Here is a 17,599-nt window from a genome sequence, read left to right as displayed (position 1 = left end):
GCTTGGGGGGCGCCGCCGGCACACGGCCTAGGGGAGCACCGCGGTCCCGTCCAGCTCCACCAGAGCCTCGTCGTCCCAGAGCCGTGCCACCCCGATCACCGCCATCGCGGGGTAGTCGCGGCCCGCCAACCGCCGCCAGACTCGGCCCAGTTCGGGGGCGTGCGCACGGTAGTCGGCGACATCGGTGGCGTAGACCGTGACGCGGGCGAGGTCCTGCGGGGCGCCGCCGGCGGCCGCGAGGGCGGTGAGGAGATTGGCCAGCGCCGTCTCGAACTGCTCGGGCAGCGTCTCCCCGACGATCTTCCCTCCGGTGTCCAGCGCGGTCTGTCCGGCCAGGAACACCAGCCGCGAGCCGGTGGCGGTGATGGCGTGGGAGAAGCCGGTGGGCGGCGAGAGCTCGGCCGGATTGTGGCGGTGCAGGCTCATGCGTGCGGCTCCTCTGTACGGGACTCCCCTGTACGGGACTCCTCTGTGTACAGCTCCCCTGTGTGCGGCGCCTGTGCGTACAGCTCCTTGGCGATGATCGTGCGCTGGACCTCGGTGGCGCCCTCGTAGATCCGGGGCGCGCGGACCTCGCGGTACAGATGCTCCAGCAGATGGCCGCGCTGGAGCGCGCGCGCCCCGTGCAGCTGGACGGCGGCGTCGACGACGTACTGAGCGGTCTCCGTGGCCAGCAGTTTCGCCATGGCGGACCGCTTCGGCACGTCGGCGGCGCCTTCGTCGTACGCGGCGGCCGCGGCGTACACCAGAAGGCGGGCGGCTTCGGTGCGCGTCGCCATCTCGGCGACCTGGTGCGCGACCGACTGGAGGTCCTTGAGGGGGCCGCCGAAGGCGGTACGTCGCGCGGTGTGGCCGATGGTGGCGTCCAGGGCGGCCTGGGCCATGCCGACGGCGAAGGCGCCGACGCTCGGCCGGAAGAGGTTGAGGGTGTTCATGGCGACTCGGAAGCCGCGGTCCCGCTCGCCGAGGACGTCGTCGGGGGTGACGGGCACGTCGTCGAAGGTGAGCGCGCCGATGGGGTGCGGGGAGAGCATCTCAAGACCGGTCCCGCTCAGCCCCGGCCGGTCGGCGGGGACGAGGAACGCGGTGACACCACGGGCGCCGGCGCTCTCGGTCGTACGGGCGAAGACGGTGTAGAAGTCGGCTTCCGGGGCGTTGGAGATCCAGCGCTTCTCGCCGCTCAGCCGCCAGCCCCCCTGGTCCGGTACGGCTCTGAGCGCGAGGGCCGCCGCGTCCGATCCCGCGTCCGGCTCGCTCAGCGCGAACGCGGCGACGGCCCGCCCGGCGATCACCTCGGGGAGCCAGCGCTCCTGCTGCGCGGCCGAGCCGGCCTGGACGACGGGGTAGGTGCCGAGCCCCTGCAGGGCAAGGGCGGTCTCCGCCTCCGTGCAGCCGTACGCCAGCGATTCGCGCAGCAGACACAGCTCGAGCGCACCGGCCCCGAACAGGCGCTGGAGCAGGCCGAGTTCGCCGAGGGCGGCGACCAGTGGGCGGTTGACGCGGCCCGGCTCGGACTTCTCCGCGAGCGGTCGCAGCCGCTCGGCGGACAGGGTGCGCAGCTGCGCACACCAGGCGGTCTGTGCCGGATCGAGCGAAAATACGGGCATTGGTGCCCCCACTTCGTGCGGTCGGGGTCCGGGCCACGCGGCGGAGCCGCAGATATCGACGTCCCTGGAAAAGCACGGTATCGCGGACCGTTGACTGTCGTCACCTTCACGATACGCTCGATTCGCGACCCCACCACGAGAAGGGGGCGAACCATGGAGCTGACACCCTCGGCCCACCTCGACACCTTTCCGCGCGACCACCTCCCGCCCGCCGGGCAGTGGCCGGAACTCCTCTTCGACCTGCCCGAACTGAACTATCCGCAGCGGCTCAACTGCGGCGCCGAACTGCTGGACCGTACGATCGAGCGCTTCGGCGCCGGCCGGCCCGTCTTCCGCACCGGGGGCGGCGAGGTCTGGACCTACGGAGAGCTGCGCGACCAGGTCGACCGGATCGCGCATGTCCTTACCTCCGGCCTCGGTGTGGTCCCCGGAAATCGCGTCCTGCTGCGCGGTCCGACGACGCCGTGGCTCGCGGCCTGCTGGCTGGCCGTGCTGAAGGCGGGCGCGGTGGCGGTCACCGTACTGGCCCAGCAGCGGGCCAAGGAGCTGGCCACGGTGTGCGAGATCGCGGCCGTCAGCCACGCCCTGTGCGACATCCGGTCCGTCGACGATCTGGCGATGGCCGAGGTGCCGGGGCTGCGCATCACCTCGTACGGGGGTGACTCCCCCGACGATCTGCTGCGGCTGGCCGCCGAGCGGGCACCGGAGCCGTACGCGCCGGTGGCGACCGCGGCCGACGATGTCGCGCTGATCGCCTTCACCTCGGGCACGACCGGCCGCCCCAAGGGATGCATGCACTTCCACCGCGACGTGCTGGCCGTCGCGGACACCTTCTCCGCGCGCGTACTGCGGCCGGAGCGCGACGACGTCTTCGCGGGCAGCCCGCCGCTGGGCTTCACCTTCGGGCTCGGCGGCCTGGTGATCTTCCCGATGCGGGTGGGGGCCTGCGCGCTGCTGCTCGAACAGGCGGGCCCCACACAGCTGTTGCCCGCGATCGCCGAGCACCGGGTATCGGTCCTGTTCACCGCGCCGACCGCGTACCGCGTGATGCTGGACAGTCTCGACGCGCACGACACCGGCTCGCTGCGGCGCTGTGTGTCGGCCGGTGAGAATCTGCCCGCCGCGACCTGGCAGGCCTGGCAGGAGCGGACCGGGCTGCGCATCATCAACGGCATCGGCGCGACCGAGCTGCTGCACATCTTCATCTCGGCGGCGGACGACGCGATCAGACCGGGGACGACCGGAATCCCCGTTCCGGGGTGGCACGCGCGCGTGGTGGACTCCACCGGCTGTCCGGTGGCGGACGGGGAGCCGGGGCTGCTGGCCGTGCGCGGCCCGGTGGGCTGTCGCTATCTGGCCGATCCTCGCCAGGAGGACTACGTGCGCGATGGCTGGAATCTCACCGGCGACACATATGTGCGCGAGCCCGACGGCTACTTCCGCTATGTCGCCCGCGCCGACGACATGATCATTTCGGCCGGGTACAACATCGCGGGACCGGAGGTCGAGGACGCGCTGCTGCAACACCCGGATGTGTCGGAGGCGGCGGTGATCGGCCGTTCCGACGCGCTGCGGGGACAGATCGTGGTGGCGTACGTCGTACTGCGGGAAGGGGTCCCGACCGGCGACGACACCGTCACCGCGCTAAGGGACTCGGTGAAACGGCGGCTGACTCCGTACAAGTGTCCGCGCGAATTCGTCTTCCTCGATGCGCTGCCGCGCACCCCGACCGGCAAGCTGCAGCGCTTCCGCCTGCGGGCCCTAGAGTGATCGCGTGGCCGAGCAGCACACCCCCCGATCCCTGATCGTCACCCTGTACGGCGCGTACGGACGCGAACGGCCGGGCTCCCTTCCCGTGGCCGAACTCATCCGTCTGCTGGCGGTTCTCGGCGTCGACGCTCCGTCCGTACGCTCGTCGGTCTCCCGGCTCAAACGCCGCGGCCTGCTGATCCCCGAGCGCACTCCGGACGGCGCCGCCGGCTACGCCCTGTCGGACGATGCCCGCCAGCTGCTCGACGACGGCGACCGGCGGATCTACACGCGCCACTCGCCCCAGCTGTCCGAGGGCTGGGTGCTCGCCGTCTTCTCCGTGCCGGAGGCCGAGCGCAGCAAGCGTCATCTGCTGCGTTCACGTCTTGCCCGGCTCGGTTTCGGGGCGGCGGCGCCCGGTGTGTGGATCGCGCCGGCCCGGCTGCACGAGGAGACCCGGCACACGCTGCGACGGCTGCGGCTCGACCCGTATGTCGAGCTGTTCCGCGGCGAGCACCTCGGCTTCGCGGCGACGGCGGAGGCGGTGGCGCGCTGGTGGGACCTGGGGGCGATCGCCAAGCAGCACGAGGAGTTCCTGGATCTGCACGAGCCGGTGCTGCGGGCGTGGGAGGCGCGCGACGAGGTGCCCGCGCGGGAGGCGTACCGGGACTATCTGCCGGCGCTGGACTCCTGGCGGCGGCTGCCGTACGTGGATCCGGGGCTGCCGGCCGAGCTGCTGCCGCAGGGCTGGCCGGGGGAACGGTCGGCGGATGTCTTCGCGCGGCTGCACGCGCTGCTGCGGGACGCGGGTGCGCAGTTCGTGGAGACGTGAGCGGTGGGCGGGCGTTGCAGGCAGGCCTCGCGCGGGCGTTGCAGGGGCCTCACTTCAGCGTGAGTCTCGGTTTCGGCGCGTCCGTGCGGCCGGTCGGCGGCTTGCGGCTGCCGGCCCCGTACGGGAGGGGCCAGGGCGCGCCCGGTCCTGCGTAGTCCTGCTCGGCCGCCGCGTGCAGCGTCCAGTGGGGGTCGTAGAGGTGGGGCCTGGCCAGGGCGCAGAGGTCGGCGCGGCCCGCCAGCAGAAGCGAGTTGACGTCGTCCCAGGAGGAGATCGCGCCGACCGTGATGACGGGGATGCCGAGGGTGTTACGGATCCGGTCGGCGTACGGAGTCTGGTACGAGCGGCCGTACTCGGGCTGTTCGTCGGCGACGACCTGTCCCGTGGAGACGTCGATCGCGTCGGCGCCGTGGGCGGCGAAGGCGCGGGCGATCTCGACCGCGTCCTCGGCGGTGGTGCCGCCCTGCGCCCAATCCGTGGCGGAGATGCGGACGGTCATGGGCCGGTCGTCGGGCCAGATGCCGCGCATCGCGTCGAAGACTTCGAGGGGGAAGCGGAGGCGGTTGTCGAGGGAGCCGCCGTAGGAGTCGGTCCGGTGGTTGGTGAGGGGCGAGAGGAAGCCGGAGAGCAGATAGCCGTGGGCGCAGTGGAGTTCGAGGAGATCGAAGCCACTGCGGGCGGCGCGCTGGGTCGCGGCGGCGAACTGGTCGCGGATGTCGTTCAGTCCGGCGCGGTCCAGGGCGTGCGGGACCTGGTTGACTCCGCTCCGGTACGGGAGCGCAGAGGCGGCGGAGAGCGGCCAGTTGCCCTGGTCGAGCGGCTGGTCGATGCCTTCCCACATGAGCTTGGTGGAGCCCTTGCGGCCGGAATGGCCGAGCTGGACGCCGATCGCCGTGCCCGGTGAGTTGTGGTGCACGAAGTCGGTGACGCGGCGCCAGGCCGCGCCCTGTTCGGCGGTGTAGAGGCCCGTGCAGCCGGGGGTGATCCTGCCCTCCGCGCTCACGCAGACCATCTCGGTCATGACGAGACCGGCCCCGCCGAGCGCCCGTGCGCCGAGGTGGACGAGATGGAAGTCGCCGGGGATGCCGTCGGCAGCGCTGTACATGTCCATGGGTGAGACGACCACGCGGTTGCGCAGGGTCAGTCCGCGCAGCCGGAGCGGCGTGAACATGGGGGGTGTGCCCGGCGGGCATCCGAAGTCGCGCTCGACCAAGTCGGTGAAGGCCGGGTCGCGCAGCCGCAGATTGTCGTGGGTGACACGGCGGCTGCGGGTGAGCAGGTTGAAAGCGAACTGCCGGGGCGGCTGGTCGAGACAGGTGCCGAGCTCCTCGAACCAGCGGAGGCTGGCGGCCGCCGCGCGCTGGGTGGACTCGACGACCGGGCGGCGCTCGGTCTCGTATGCGGCGAGTGCCTTGTCGAGGCTCGGCTGCTCCTCGATGCAGGCGGCGAGCGCGAGCGCGTCCTCGACGGCGAGCTTGGTGCCGGAGCCGATGGAGAAGTGGGCGGTGTGGGCGGCGTCGCCGAGCAGCACCGTATTGCCGTGGGACCAGCGGTCGTTGACGACAGTACGGAAGGCGATCCAGGGCGAGGGGAATCCGGGGGGCCCGCCGGAGGACACAGCGTTGCCGCGCAGCGGGCGGCCGCCGAGGGCGTCGGCGAAGATCTTGGCGCACTGGTCGGTGGACTGCCGCTCGTCGCAGGCGTCGAGACCGGCGGCGCGCCAGACCTCCTCGCGCATCTCGACGATGACGGTGCTGGCGTTGGGCGCGTAGGGGTAGCCGTGGAGCTGCATCGGGCCGTGCTCGGTCTCGGCGATCTCGAAGCGGAAGGCGTCGAAGGCGAAGTCGGCGGCGAGCCAGATGTAACGGCAGCGGTGGGTGGTGACGCGGGGCGCGAAGGCGTCGGCGTGCGCCTCGCGGGTGAGGCTGTGCACGCCGTCGGCTGCGATGACGAGGTCGTACGACTCGGCCAGCTCGGCGGCGGGTGGCGCGGGGGTGCGGAAGCGGAGCCGTACGCCGAGGGACGCGCAGCGCTCGTGCAGGATCTCCAGCAGCCGGCGCCGCCCGAGTGCGGCGAAGCCGTGCCCGCCGGAGGTGAGGGTCCGGCCGCGGTGGACGATGTCGATGTCGTCCCAGCGTACGAACTCGTCCTGGAGGGCGCGGTAGACGGCGGGGTCGGCGTGCTCGATGCCGCCGAGGGTCTCGTCGGAGAGGACGACCCCGAAGCCGAAGGTGTCATCGGGCCCGTTCCGCTCCCAGACGGTGATCTCACGGGCGGGATCGAGCCGCTTGAGGAGGGCGGCGGCATAGAGCCCGCCGGGACCGCCGCCGATGACGGCGACCCGGAGGGCGGGGCGGGACCGGGGCGCGGGAACGGTATTGGGCTCGGGGGCGATGGCGGGCGGCCCGACCGCAGGAGCTGGGGTGGTCGAACCCGTACCGCCTTCGGCCGTGTCCTCAATCGCCGGACGGGCTGAACGTGCCGGACCGGCAGCCTCGAGCCCCGCCGGCGTTTGAGGCGCGGGCTCTGGCGCGGAGTCCCAGCTGGGGCGGCGCGGCATCGTCAGCGCCCCTGCCACTTCGGCCGGCGCTTCTCCGTGAACGCCGCATGGAACTCCGCGTAGTCCTCGCCGTTCATCAGCAGCGCCTGCGTCGCCGCGTCCAGCTCCACCGACGCCGCCAGCGGCATGTCCAGCTCGGCCGTGAGCAGCGCCTTCGTCTGGGCGTACGCCAGAGCAGGCCCCTCCGCGAGGCGTCGGGCCAGCGCCGCCGCACGGGCGTCCGCCTGGCCCTCCTCCGTCAACTCACTGAGCAGGCCGATCCGTTCGGCCTCGGGAGCGCGTACCGGTTCGCCGAGCATCAGCAGGCGCGTGGCATGTCCAAGACCGACGACCCGCGGCAGCAGATACGCCGCGCCCATGTCGCCGCCCGACAGGCCCACCTTCGTGAAGAGGAACGCGAAGCGGGCGGACGGGTCCGCGATACGGAAGTCCGCGGCCAGCGCGAGGACCGCGCCGGCCCCCGCCGCGACGCCGTGCACCGCGGCGATCACCGGGAAGGGGCATTCGCGCAGCGCCCGTACGACCTGGCCGGTCATCCGGTTGAAGTCGAGGAGCTGGGCGGTGTCCATGGAGAGCGTCGCGCCGATGATCTCGTCGACGTCCCCGCCGGAGCAGAACCCGCGCCCTTCCCCGCCCAGCACCAGCGCCCGTACCGACCGCTCGCGCGCCAGCTCGGCCAGCAGATCGCGCAGGTCCGCGTAGGCGCCGAAGGTGAGCGCGTTGAGTTTCTCGGGACGGGCGAGGGTGACGGTCGCGACCCCGTCCTCCGTCGTGAGCCGCAGATGCCGCCAGTTCTCGGTACGCGGCGCGGAGCCGGAAAAGGGGCTCATGGAGTGTGGCCTCCCTCAGCGGGCGGACTGCTGCCTGCCTCTCGAAGCTATCACCCTTACGTGACTTCCGTCACGAGTGCGCGATATGCGCTTGTACTACCTCGGCAATGATCCAGTAGCAGTTGTGGCACAGGTCCCATTACGGGCGGCCCGAAGGCCCTTGTTTACCCCCTTGCCGTTCGTAAGGTTGAAAGCAGGACGTCACACCTCGAATGGACCGCCCACGTTGCTCGAAACCTCCGGCCCCGCCTCATGGCGCATCACGCTGCCGCACACCACGGCCGCTGTGCCCATCGCCCGCGCCCTGATCCGTACGGCGCTGGCGGACATCGCGGTGTCCGCGGACAGCGCCACGGCCGAGCTGCTCACGGCCGAGCTGGTCGCCAACGCGGTCGAGCACACCAGCGGAAGCTCCCCCATCGAGCTGGTGGTGGAGCTGCTGGAGACGGGCTGCCAGGTGGAGGTCCATGACGGCGACCCGGCCCCGCCCGGTGATCTGTCCCGTCCCGCGCCGGGCGCCGAGCCGGACCCCTGGCATGAGCACGGCCGCGGGCTGCTGCTGATACGCGCGCTGAGCTCGGACTGCGGGCACCGCCCCACCGAGCAGGGCAAGGCGGTCTGGTTCACACTCCCGGCACGGAGCCGACCCGCCGGCCACTGACCGCTGCCCCCGCCGGGCTATCCGGCGAGCGTGGCCACCATGATCGCCTTGATCGTGTGCATACGGTTCTCGGCCTCGTCGAAGACGACCGAGTGGTCCGACTCGAAGACCTCGTCGGTGACTTCGAGCTCGGTCAGGCCGTGACTCTCATGAATCTCACGGCCGACCTTGGTGCCCAGGTCATGGAAGGCCGGAAGGCAGTGCAGGAACCTCACGTCCGCATTTCCGGTCGCGCGCAGGACATCCATGGTCACGGCGTACGGGCCGAGCAGGGCGATCCGCTCGTCCCACACCTGCTTCGCCTCACCCATCGAGACCCATACGTCGGTGGCGACGAAGTCCGCCCCGCGAACACCCTCGGCGACGTCCTCGGTGAGGGTGACGCGGGCACCGGACACCTCGGCCAGCCCGCGCACCAGCGCCACGATCGTGTCATCGGGCCATAGCAGCCGCGGCGCGACGATCCGTACGTCCATGCCCAACAGCGCGCCGGTGACGAGGTAGGAGTTGCCCATGTTGTAGCGGGCGTCACCGAGATAGGCGTAGGTGATCTGATCGAGCGGCTTGTCGGTGTGCTCCGTCATCGTCAGCACGTCGGCGAGCATCTGGGTGGGGTGCCACTCGTCGGTGAGCCCGTTGTACACGGGGACTCCGGCGTGCACGGCGAGCTCCTCCAGGACGCCCTGCCCGTGCCCGCGGTACTCGATGCCGTCGAACATCCGGCCGAGGACGCGCGCGGTGTCCTTCACGGACTCCTTGTGCCCGATCTGCGAGCCGCTCGGGTCGAGGTAGGTCGTCGCGGCGCCCTGGTCGGCAGCCGCGACCTCGAAGGCACAGCGGGTACGGGTGGAGGTCTTCTCGAAGATCAGCGCGATGTTCTTGCCGCGCAGCCGCTGGACCTCGGCGCCCGCTCGCTTGGCGGCCTTGAGCTCGGCAGCCAGATCGATCAGGCCGCGGAACTCCTCGGCGGTGAAGTCCAGCTCCTTGAGGAAGTGGCGGCCTTCGAGATGTATCGCCATGGTGGCTGCTCCTGGGTCGCGTGCACGGTGACCTTGGAAGTATATACGGGCACTTGCATTGCTATACGGCGCCCCTGTGGCAGGTATGCACCCCTGTGGCGGCTACACAGCATCGCGCTCGAACGGACAGCTCATACAGCGAGGTCCTCCCCGGCCCCGGCCCAGTTCGCTGCCGGGGATCTCGATCACTTCGATGCCCTGCTTGCGCAGATGGGTGTTGGTGGTGACATTGCGCTCGTAGGCGACGACGACGCCCGGCTCGACGGCGAGGACATTGCAGCCGTCGTCCCACTGCTCGCGCTCCGCCGAGTGCACGTCCTGGGTCGCTGTGAGCACCCGGATCTCCTTGAGCCCCAGCGCGGCGGCGATCGCACTGTGCATGTGCTCCGGCGGATGGTCTGTGACCCTGAGCGCCTGGCCGCCCTCGGCCGGTTCGATGGTGTACGAGCGGAGCATGCCGAGCCCCGCGTACTGGGTGAAGATGTCGCGGTCGACCATCGTCATGACGGTGTCCAGGTGCATGAAGGCCCGCCGCTTGGGCATGTCCAGCGCGATGATCGTCCGGGCGGAACCGGCCGCGAACATGCCGCGGGCCAGCATCTCCACGGCCTGCGGCGTGGTCCGCTCACTCATCCCGATCAGTACCGCGCCATTGCCGATGACCAGGACGTCGCCGCCCTCGATGGTGGAGGGATAGTCGTCCTGCCCCTCCGACCAGTGGTGGAACTCTCCCGCCTCCGGACTGGTGAAGAGCGGATGGTGCTTGTAGATCGCCTCGAAGTGGACGGTCTCGCGCTGCCGGGCCGGCCAGCGCATGGCGTTGATGGAGACGCCGTCGTAGATCCACGCGGAGGTGTCGCGGGTGAAGATGTGGTTGGGGAGGGGGCCGAGGAGGAAGTCGTCGAGGTCCATCACGTGGAAGCGGACTGATGTCGGCTCGGAATGACCGGCAAGGAACTCCCGCTTGGTCATCCCGCCGACCAGCGCCTCGACCAGGTCGGCCGTGGGCAGCTCGTCGAACGCGGCTCTGAGGTGGTCGGTGGCGAGCGGCCCGTACTCCTTCTCGTCGAAGACCCGGTCCAGGACGAGCTTTCTGGCCTCCGGGATCTCCAGCGACTCATTGAGCAGATCGCCGAAGAGGTGCACCCCCACCCCGCGGTCGCGCAGTACGTCGGCGAAGCCGTCGTGCTCCTGCCGGGCACGACGGACCCACAGCACGTCGTCGAAGAGCAGAGCGTCCTTGTTGCTCGGCGTGAGGCGCTTCAGCTCCAGATCGGGCCGGTGCAGTATGACCTGGCGCAGCCGCCCGGTCTCGGAGTCGACATGGAATCCCATGCCCCCATCCTCACCGCGCGAGCCGCCGTTCACCCGGCGAATGACCACTCAGCAGGGGCCGATCTCAGCCGATCCCCCGTGCGCCCCGCTCACCCGCCCCACTTCCGGCGAGTGATCACGGTCTGTGGGGAGGCACTGACAGTGCCTCCCCACAGGCCGCGCGGCGGGGTTCACAGCCGGGGGTCGACAGGCTCCGACTCCAGTGCCAGCACGGCGAAGACCGCTTCGTGGACCCGCCACAGCGGCTCGCCCTCGGCCAGCCGGTCCAGCGCCTCGAGCCCCAGCGCGTACTCGCGCAGCGCCAACGACCGCTTGTGGTTCAGGAACCGGTTGCGCAGGCGCTCCAGGTTCTCCGGGCGCGTGTACTCGGGGCCGTAGATGATCCGCAGGTACTCGCGGCCGCGGACCTTGATGCCCGGCTGCACGAGCCGGCCCTTCCCGTCCCGTGCGAGTGCCTGGAGCGGCTTGACGACCATGCCCTCGCCGCCCCTCCCGGTCATCTCCAGCCACCAGTCGATGCCGGCGCCGACGGAGGCCTCGTCGCCGGTCTCGACGACAAGGCGCCGGGTGACCTGGAGCAGGCCCGTGGGATCGTGCTCCACCAGCCGGTCCAGCCACGCCAGTTGCTCGTCGTGCGGTACGGAGGCGAGCGAGCGCCCGTTCACGGCGAGGATCTGGAACGGCGCGAGACGTACCCCCTCCAGCCCCTCGGTCGTCCAGCAGTAGCGCCGGTACGCCTCGGTGAACGCGGCCGCGTCCGCAGCGCGTTCACGCTGCTTGGCCAGCAGTCCGTCGACCTCCACGCCGCGCGCGACGGCAGCCTCGAGGGCCGCCGTGGCACCGGGGAGGACCGCGCCGGATGCGGCGCCGACCGCCGCGTACTGCGAGCGGAGCAGCCCGGACGCCTTGAGCGACCAGGGCATCAGCTCGGCGTCCAGCAGCAGCCAGTCCGTGTCGAGTTCCTGCCAGAGCCCGGCCTCCGTGACGGCCGCGCGCAGCCTGCCCAGGATCTCCTCGGTGACGGCCTCGTCGTCGAAGAAGGGGCGTCCGGTACGGGTGTGCAGCGCGCCGGTGCGGCCCTCGACCCCGAACCGCTCGCGTGCCGCCTCCGCGTCACGGCAGACGAGCGCCACCGCCCTCGAGCCCATGTGCTTCTCCTCGCACACGACCTTCGCCACGCCGTCCGTCCGGTACTGGGCGAAGGCCTCGGCCGGGTGCTCCAGGTACCCCTCCTCCTTCGAGGTCGCGGTCGGCGACATCGTCGGCGGCAGGTAGGCGAGCAGCCGCGGGTCGACCGCGAACCGGCTCATGACCTCGAGCGCCGCCGCGGCGTTCTCCTCGCGCACGCCGATGCGTGCCATGTGCCGGGTCTCCACGACCCGCCGGCCCTGCACATCGGCGAGGTCCAGCGGACGGCCTTCGCGGCCGCCCGGCGCCTCGGTGGTCAGCGGCCTGGCCGGCTCGTACCAGACCTTCTCGGCCGGTACGTCGACGAGCTCGCGCTCCGGCCAGCGCAGCGCGGTCATCCTGCCGCCGAAGACCGCTCCGGTGTCCAGGCAGATGGTGTTGTTGATCCACGAGGTGTCGGGCACGGGCGTGTGGCCGTAGACGACGGCTGCCCGCCCTCGGTAGTCCTCCGCCCAGGGGTAGCGCACGGGCAGGCCGAACTCGTCGGTCTCGCCGGTCGTGTCCCCGTACAGCGCGTGCGAGCGGACCCGTCCCGAGGTGCGCCCGTGGTACTTCTCGGGCAGGCCCGCGTGGCAGACGACCAGCTTGCCCTCGTCGAGCACGTAATGGCTGACGAGTCCGTCGATGAACTCCCTCACCTGCTCGCGGAAGGAGTCGTCCTCCTTCTCCAGCTGCTCGATCGTCTCGGCGAGTCCGTGCGTGTGCTGGACGTTGCGGCCCTTGAGCCAGCGTCCGAGCTTGTTCTCGTGGTTGCCGGGCACGCACAGGGCGTTGCCGTCGGCGACCATGCTCATCACGCGGCGCAGCACGCCGGGGCTGTCGGGTCCCCGGTCGACGAGGTCGCCGACGAAGACCGCCGTACGCCCCTCGGGGTGCGCGCCGTCCACGTACCCGAGCTTGGTGAGCAGCGTCTCCAGCTCGGATCGGCAGCCGTGGATGTCACCGATGATGTCGAAGGGGCCTCTGAGGTGGGTGAGGTCGTTATATCGGCGTTCGAGGACGACCTCTGCGCTCTCGACCTCCTCGACGGTGCGCAGGATGTGCACTTTGCGGAAGCCCTCGCGCTCCAGTCCGCGCAGCGAGCGGCGCAGTTCACGCCGGTGGCGCTGGATGACGTGGCGGGGCATCCCGGCCCGGTCCGGGCGTGCGGCATTGCGTTCGGCACACACCTCTTCCGGCATGTCGAGAACGATCGCGATGGGCAGCACGTCGTACTGGCGCGCAAGTTGCACGAGCTGGCGGCGGCTCTCCTGCTGCACGCTGGTGGCGTCGACGACGGTCAGCCGGCCGGCCGCGAGCCGCTTTCCCGCGATGTAGTGCAGTACGTCGAAAGCGTCGCCGCTCGCGCTCTGGTCGTTCTCGTCGTCGGCGACGAGCCCACGGCAGAAGTCGGAGGAGATGACCTCGGTGGGCTTGAAGTGCTTGCGGGCGAAGGTGGACTTGCCGGAGCCGGTGGCGCCGATGAGGACGACGAGGGACAGGTCGGTCACCGGGAGCTTGCGGGTGCATTCGCTGGTCATGCGGCCTTCGCCTCCTTCTCGGTCGTACGGACGGTGGTCATGGAGAACAGAGCCATCTGGGTGGGCGGTCCGACTTCGGGGTCGTCGGGCCCGACGGGCACGAACTCGACCTCGTATCGGTGCCGTTGGGCCACGCCGTCCGCCCAGGCGCGGAACTCCTCGCGCGTCCACTCGAAACGGTGGTCGCCGTGGCGCACATGCCCGGCGGGCAGCGTCTCCCACCGGACGTTGTACTCGACGTTCGGCGTCGTCACGACCACGGTCTGCGGCCGGGCGGACCCGAACACCGCGTACTCCAGGGCCGGCAGCCGCGGCAGATCGAGGTGCTCGATGACCTCGCTCAGTACGGCCGCGTCGTAGCCCACGAGCCGCTTGTCGGTGTACGTGAGCGAACCCTGCATCAGCTTGATCCGCTCCGCCTGCCGCTCGCCCATCCGGTCGAGCTTCAGCCGGCGCCCGGCGAGGGTGAGCGCCCGCACCGACACATCCACGCCCACGATCTCGGTGAAGCGCACATCCTTGAGCAGCGCCTGCACCAACTGGCCCTGCCCGCAGCCCAGGTCGAGCACCCGGCTCGCCCCGGCCGTGCGCAGCGCCTGGAGAATGGCGTCCCTGCGCTGCTCCGCGAGCGGCACAGGCTTCTCCGAGCCCTCTTCACCATCAAACTCGGCCGTCGTCTCGTCCACGGCGTTGTCCACGGCCTCGACCTCGAGGTCGTCGGCCTCGGCCAGCCGCACCAGCTCAAGGCGCTCCATCGCCTGCCGGGTCAGCCCCCAGCGGCGGGCGAGATAGCGGCTCGTGATCAGCTTCTGCTCGGGGTGCTCGGCCAGCCAGCCCTCGCCCGCCCGCAGCAGCTTGTCCACCTCGTCGGGCGCGACCCAGTAGTGCTTGGCGTCATCGAGCACCGGCAGCAGGACGTACAGCTGCCGCAGGGCGTCCGCCAGCCGCAGCTCCCCTTCGAGCACCAGCTGTACGTAGCGTGAGTCGCCCCACTCGGGGAACTGCACGTCCAGCGCCACCGGCTCCGCCTCCACCGACGTCCAGCCCAGCGGCCCGAAGAGCTTCCGCACCAGTTCGGCGCCACCGCGCGCGGGGAGCGCGGGCACCTCGATACGCAACCGCATCGGGGCCTCGGCCCGCCCGGGCAGCGTGGCGCACACACCCCGCAGGGCGCTCTTGAACACGGTGCTCAGCGCCACGGCCAGCAGCGAGGACGCGGCGTAGGGCCGGTCGTTGACGTACTGCGCGAGCGCCGAATCGGGCGCGCCGCCGCGGCCCTTGCCCTTGCCGCGCCGCACGAGCGCCACCGGATCCACCTCCAGCAGCAGCGCGGCCGTGCAGCGCTCGGCGGACGCCTCGGGGTAGAAGACATGCGCCGTGCCGTGCGAGGTGGAGAACGTCTGCGCCTTGTCGGGATGCTTGTGCAGCAGAAAGCCCAGGTCGGTGGCGGGACGTTCGGGGGTGCCGGTCGTACTGATCGTCAGGAACACCCGTCCGAGTATGGCCGGAGCCGCCTCGCCTGACCAGGCAATTCCCGACGCGGAAGGTGCGGGCGGGGATGGCGCGACTGGTGGGCCGCGGGCATGGCGAGTGGTACGGGCAGCAAAGACGCGGCGCCGGTCGGGCGACCGCAGCGGCCGGCGGCCGGAGCGGGTGACCGCAGCGGCCGACAGCCGGAGCGGGTGACCGCAGCGGCCGGCGGCGGCTCGCTACCGTCCGCCACCCGCGAGTACAGCGAGTTCGGCGATCTGTCCCGGCCCGACCCGGCAGCAGCCACCTACCAGCCGGGCACCGGATGCCCGCCAGTCCCGCACCCTGGCCGGGTCGTACGTGACTGCGCCGCGCCACGCCCGCCCGCTCGCGTCCCATCGCTCCCCGCTGTTCGGGTAGACGACCACCGGCTTGCCGGTCACCGCCGCCGCGAGCTCCACCGCACGGTCCGCGTCACCCGGCTCGCAGCAGTTCACCCCGACAGCGATCACCTGGTCCCGGTCGGCGGCGAGAGCGAAGGCGGCCGGCAGCTCCTGGCCGGCCCGGGTCCGCTCGCCGGCGATGGTGTACGAGAGCCAGACCGGCACCCCGACCCCCTCGGCCGCCCGCAGCAACGCCTCCGCCTCGTCCGTGTCCGGCACCGTCTCCAGGGCGAGCACATCGGGCGCCGCCGCCGCCAGCGCCTCGATCCTCGGCCGGTGGAAGCGCTCCAGCTCCCGCACGGACAGCCCGTACCGCCCGCGGTATTCGCTGCCGTCCGCGAGCATCGCGCCGTACGGCCCCACGGAGGCCGCGACCCACACCTCCCGGCGGGCCGCCGCACCCGCGCTGCGCGCCAGCTCAACACTGCGGGCCAGCAGCCCCGCGGCCTCCTCCCGCCCGACACCCCGCCGCGCGAAGCCCTCGAAAGTCGCCTGGTAACTCGAGGTGATGAGCACCTGGGCCCCCGCCCCCGCATACGCCGTGTGCGCCGCCTCGATCTGCCGTGGATCGTCGGCGAGCAGCCGCGCCGACCAGAGGTCGTCGGACAGATCGCAGCCCTGCGCCTCCAACTGGTTGGAGAGCCCGCCGTCGAGGACGACGACCCCTTCGGCGAGCGCGGCGGCGAGTGTACGGGTGGGCATCACAGGTGCTCCCAGCTGCTCGGGTCGGCCGGCTCAGCCCAGCTGGGACTGGACCTGCGAGGAGATCAGGTCGAGGTGTTCCAGATCGTGGAGGTCCAGGACCTGGAGGTAGATCCGGGACGCACCGATCGCGCCGTACCGCCCGATCTTGTCGACCACTTCGGCGGGCGAGCCCGCCAGCCCGTTTGCCTTCAGCTCGTCCACCTGCCGTCCGATGACGGCCGCTCGGCGCGCCACCTCCGCGTCGTCCTTGCCCACGCAGACGACCAGGGCATTGGAGTACACCAGGTCGTCCGCCCTGCGCCCGGCCGCCTCGGCAGCGGCGCGGACCCGGCCGAACTGGCGCTCGCTGTCCCCGATGGACGCGAACGGCATGTTGAACTCGTCGGCGTACCGCGCGGCCAGCCGGGGGGTGCGGGTCGCCCCATGCCCGCCGATCAGCACCGGCACCTTCGCCTGGGCGGGCTTGGGCAGCGCGGGCGAGTCGGTCAGCTGGTAGTACGTGCCGTCGTACGAGAACGTCTTGCCGACCTCCGTTGCCCACAGTCCGGTGACGATCGCCAGCTGCTCCTCAAGCCGCGCGAACTTGTCCTTGGGGAAGGGGATGCCGTATGCCTTGTGCTCCTCCTCGAACCAGCCGGCGCCCAGGCCCAGCTCGACCCGGCCGCCCGACATCTGGTCGACCTGCGCGACCTGGATGGCCAGCACGCCGGGCAGCCGGAACGTACCGGCGGTCATCAGCGTGCCGAGACGGATCCGCTTGGTCTCGCGGGCCAGCCCGGCCAGGGTGATCCACGCATCGGTCGGCCCGGGCAGCCCATCGGCGGACCCCATGGGCACGTAGTGGTCGGACCGGAAGAAGGCGTCGAACCCGAGGTCCTCGGTGGCTTTGGCAACGGTCAGGAGGGTGTCGTAGCTCGCCCCTTGCTGGGGCTCGGTGAAGATTCGAAGATCCATGCATCCATCCTGCACCTTCGCCCGGCCGTCAACCCCACCGTCCCAGCCAGGCCCCGACACGGCTCGGTCGGGTGAAGCCAACCCGTCATGACGACCCCGCCGCCGAGTCCACTGCTTCCGCCGCATCCGCCGATTCGGAAGAGACCGATGCCCCGGGCGGCTTCGGCACATCCGCCGACACCGCCGCGGCCATCGGACCGGCTCTCCCCCGGACGGTGTCGGGCGGTCTGTCCGATTCCCGCACGGAGAGCCGGCGCAGCATCCCGCGCACCCGGTCGTTCGACTCGTCGGCGGCGTCTATCGCCTCGATGCACTGCCAGTACAGCCCCTCCTCGTCCGTCGCACAGGCAACCCCGACCAGCGCGATCCCCACATCCCCCAACAGCGCACTCAGCCCGGTCAACGTCCCCCGCGGATCCGCCACTTCGGACAGCTGCGCGGCCCGGACCCCGCCACTGCGCACCATCGGATGGTCGAGCACCCCGCACGCGCGCCCGCCGATCTCGCTGAGCCCGCGTGCCTCGCCTCTCAGCTCCGGTGGCCCTGCCAACACCAGCCGGCCGCCGATCGCCTGGGCGAGGGCCTGAGCCTGCCAGGCCTCCGCCACGATGTCCGGCACCGCCCGGCTCTGCGCCAGGGCACGTCGGCTGACCCCGATGAGCCGCTCTGCATCCATGTACGCCGCCCCCGTTCGTACGACTCTCTGCCCACTCAGTTCATTACCCA

General features: G+C 71.3%; 14 protein-coding genes. 3 read left to right on the top strand and 11 right to left on the bottom strand.

The genetic code is table 11. The features are described 5' to 3' along the window. Positions 1 to 27 precede the first annotated feature (27 nt). Positions 28 to 426 (bottom strand): RidA family protein, encoded by a 399-nt coding sequence (locus SLUN_RS30275; RefSeq protein WP_108153137.1) that lies wholly within the window; start codon positions 424 to 426, stop codon positions 28 to 30. Next, the gene (locus tag SLUN_RS30270; RefSeq protein WP_108153136.1) at positions 423 to 1,607 is read right to left on the bottom strand and encodes an acyl-CoA dehydrogenase family protein; all 1,185 of its coding nucleotides are present in this window, start codon (positions 1,605 to 1,607) and stop codon (positions 423 to 425) included. Before SLUN_RS30270 ends, SLUN_RS30275 begins: the two co-directional genes overlap by 4 nt. Positions 1,608 to 1,760: 153 nt before the next feature. Between SLUN_RS30270 and SLUN_RS30265 the strand changes: the two genes are divergently transcribed. Together SLUN_RS30265 and SLUN_RS30260 are read left to right on the top strand one after the other, a co-directional pair. Next, positions 1,761 to 3,377: an AMP-binding protein gene (locus SLUN_RS30265; protein WP_108153135.1), complete on the top strand. Its 1,617-nt coding sequence runs from the start codon at positions 1,761 to 1,763 to the stop codon at positions 3,375 to 3,377. Between the two features lie 4 nt (positions 3,378 to 3,381). Then, positions 3,382 to 4,188: a PaaX family transcriptional regulator gene (locus SLUN_RS30260; RefSeq protein WP_108153134.1), complete on the top strand. Its 807-nt coding sequence runs from the start codon at positions 3,382 to 3,384 to the stop codon at positions 4,186 to 4,188. Between the two features lie 49 nt (positions 4,189 to 4,237). Here the strand turns inward: SLUN_RS30260 and SLUN_RS30255 are convergent, their stop codons facing one another. Further along, complete coding sequence (locus SLUN_RS30255; RefSeq protein WP_254709877.1) at positions 4,238 to 6,748, bottom strand: bifunctional salicylyl-CoA 5-hydroxylase/oxidoreductase; 2,511 nt, start codon at positions 6,746 to 6,748, stop codon at positions 4,238 to 4,240. Between the two features lie 2 nt (positions 6,749 to 6,750). Then, positions 6,751 to 7,578 carry an enoyl-CoA hydratase family protein gene (locus tag SLUN_RS30250; RefSeq protein WP_108153133.1) on the bottom strand — a complete coding sequence of 276 codons (828 nt, stop codon included), beginning with the start codon at positions 7,576 to 7,578 and terminating at the stop codon, positions 6,751 to 6,753. Between the two features lie 226 nt (positions 7,579 to 7,804). Here SLUN_RS30250 and SLUN_RS30245 point away from each other — a divergent pair, with 226 nt between their 5' ends. After that, positions 7,805 to 8,239, top strand: coding sequence for an ATP-binding protein (locus tag SLUN_RS30245; protein ID WP_254708296.1), 435 nt, complete (start codon positions 7,805 to 7,807; stop codon positions 8,237 to 8,239). 17 nt (positions 8,240 to 8,256) lie between these two features. On the opposite strand, the gene argF is transcribed toward SLUN_RS30245, so the two are convergent. The 7 genes from argF to SLUN_RS30210 all read right to left on the bottom strand — a co-directional run bounded on the left by argF (position 8,257) and on the right by SLUN_RS30210 (position 17,549). Then, entirely contained in the window at positions 8,257 to 9,258 is a 1,002-nt protein-coding gene (gene argF, locus SLUN_RS30240; protein WP_108153131.1) for an ornithine carbamoyltransferase, read from the bottom strand. A gap of 102 nt (positions 9,259 to 9,360) precedes the next feature. Beyond that, positions 9,361 to 10,593, bottom strand: a complete 1,233-nt coding sequence (locus SLUN_RS30235) for an arginine deiminase (protein ID WP_108153130.1) — start codon at positions 10,591 to 10,593, stop codon at positions 9,361 to 9,363. Positions 10,594 to 10,763: 170 nt separating this feature from the next. Further along, the gene (locus SLUN_RS30230) at positions 10,764 to 13,301 is read right to left on the bottom strand and encodes a polynucleotide kinase-phosphatase (RefSeq protein ID WP_108153129.1); all 2,538 of its coding nucleotides are present in this window, start codon (positions 13,299 to 13,301) and stop codon (positions 10,764 to 10,766) included. Beyond that, complete coding sequence (locus tag SLUN_RS30225) at positions 13,298 to 14,791, bottom strand: 3' terminal RNA ribose 2'-O-methyltransferase Hen1 (protein ID WP_108153128.1); 1,494 nt, start codon at positions 14,789 to 14,791, stop codon at positions 13,298 to 13,300. The genes SLUN_RS30230 and SLUN_RS30225 overlap by 4 nt, the downstream gene beginning before the upstream one ends. A 219-nt stretch (positions 14,792 to 15,010) precedes the next feature. After that, on the bottom strand, positions 15,011 to 15,916 hold the full coding sequence (gene mmuM, locus SLUN_RS30220; RefSeq protein WP_217506072.1) for a homocysteine S-methyltransferase: 906 nt from the start codon (positions 15,914 to 15,916) through the stop codon (positions 15,011 to 15,013). Positions 15,917 to 15,949: 33 nt separating this feature from the next. Continuing rightward, positions 15,950 to 16,873: an LLM class F420-dependent oxidoreductase gene (locus SLUN_RS30215; RefSeq protein WP_108153126.1), complete on the bottom strand. Its 924-nt coding sequence runs from the start codon at positions 16,871 to 16,873 to the stop codon at positions 15,950 to 15,952. An 85-nt stretch (positions 16,874 to 16,958) separates the two neighbouring features. Beyond that, positions 16,959 to 17,549: a DUF6099 family protein gene (locus tag SLUN_RS30210; RefSeq protein WP_254710345.1), complete on the bottom strand. Its 591-nt coding sequence runs from the start codon at positions 17,547 to 17,549 to the stop codon at positions 16,959 to 16,961. Positions 17,550 to 17,599 lie beyond the last annotated feature (50 nt).

The organism is Streptomyces lunaelactis (genome assembly GCF_003054555.1).
GTDB classification, from domain to species: domain Bacteria; phylum Actinomycetota; class Actinomycetes; order Streptomycetales; family Streptomycetaceae; genus Streptomyces; species Streptomyces lunaelactis.
This window is presented reverse-complemented; position numbering and strand designations above follow the sequence as displayed.

Bases quoted from the DNA above. Each gene is read 5' to 3' on its own strand.
- SLUN_RS30275 (WP_108153137.1), bottom strand. From the start codon at position 426: ATGAGCCTGCACCGCCACAATCCGGCCGAGCTCTCGCCGCCCACCGGC.
- SLUN_RS30270 (WP_108153136.1), bottom strand. From the start codon at position 1,607: ATGCCCGTATTTTCGCTCGATCCGGCACAGACCGCCTGGTGTGCGCAG.
- SLUN_RS30265 (WP_108153135.1), top strand. From the start codon at position 1,761: ATGGAGCTGACACCCTCGGCCCACCTCGACACCTTTCCGCGCGACCAC.
- SLUN_RS30255 (WP_254709877.1), bottom strand. From the start codon at position 6,748: ATGCCGCGCCGCCCCAGCTGGGACTCCGCGCCAGAGCCCGCGCCTCAA.
- SLUN_RS30250 (WP_108153133.1), bottom strand. From the start codon at position 7,578: ATGAGCCCCTTTTCCGGCTCCGCGCCGCGTACCGAGAACTGGCGGCAT.
- argF (WP_108153131.1), bottom strand. From the start codon at position 9,258: ATGGCGATACATCTCGAAGGCCGCCACTTCCTCAAGGAGCTGGACTTC.
- SLUN_RS30235 (WP_108153130.1), bottom strand. From the start codon at position 10,593: ATGGGATTCCATGTCGACTCCGAGACCGGGCGGCTGCGCCAGGTCATA.
- SLUN_RS30230 (WP_108153129.1), bottom strand. From the start codon at position 13,301: ATGACCAGCGAATGCACCCGCAAGCTCCCGGTGACCGACCTGTCCCTC.
- mmuM (WP_217506072.1), bottom strand. From the start codon at position 15,916: ATGCCCACCCGTACACTCGCCGCCGCGCTCGCCGAAGGGGTCGTCGTC.
- SLUN_RS30215 (WP_108153126.1), bottom strand. From the start codon at position 16,873: ATGGATCTTCGAATCTTCACCGAGCCCCAGCAAGGGGCGAGCTACGAC.
- SLUN_RS30210 (WP_254710345.1), bottom strand. From the start codon at position 17,549: ATGGATGCAGAGCGGCTCATCGGGGTCAGCCGACGTGCCCTGGCGCAG.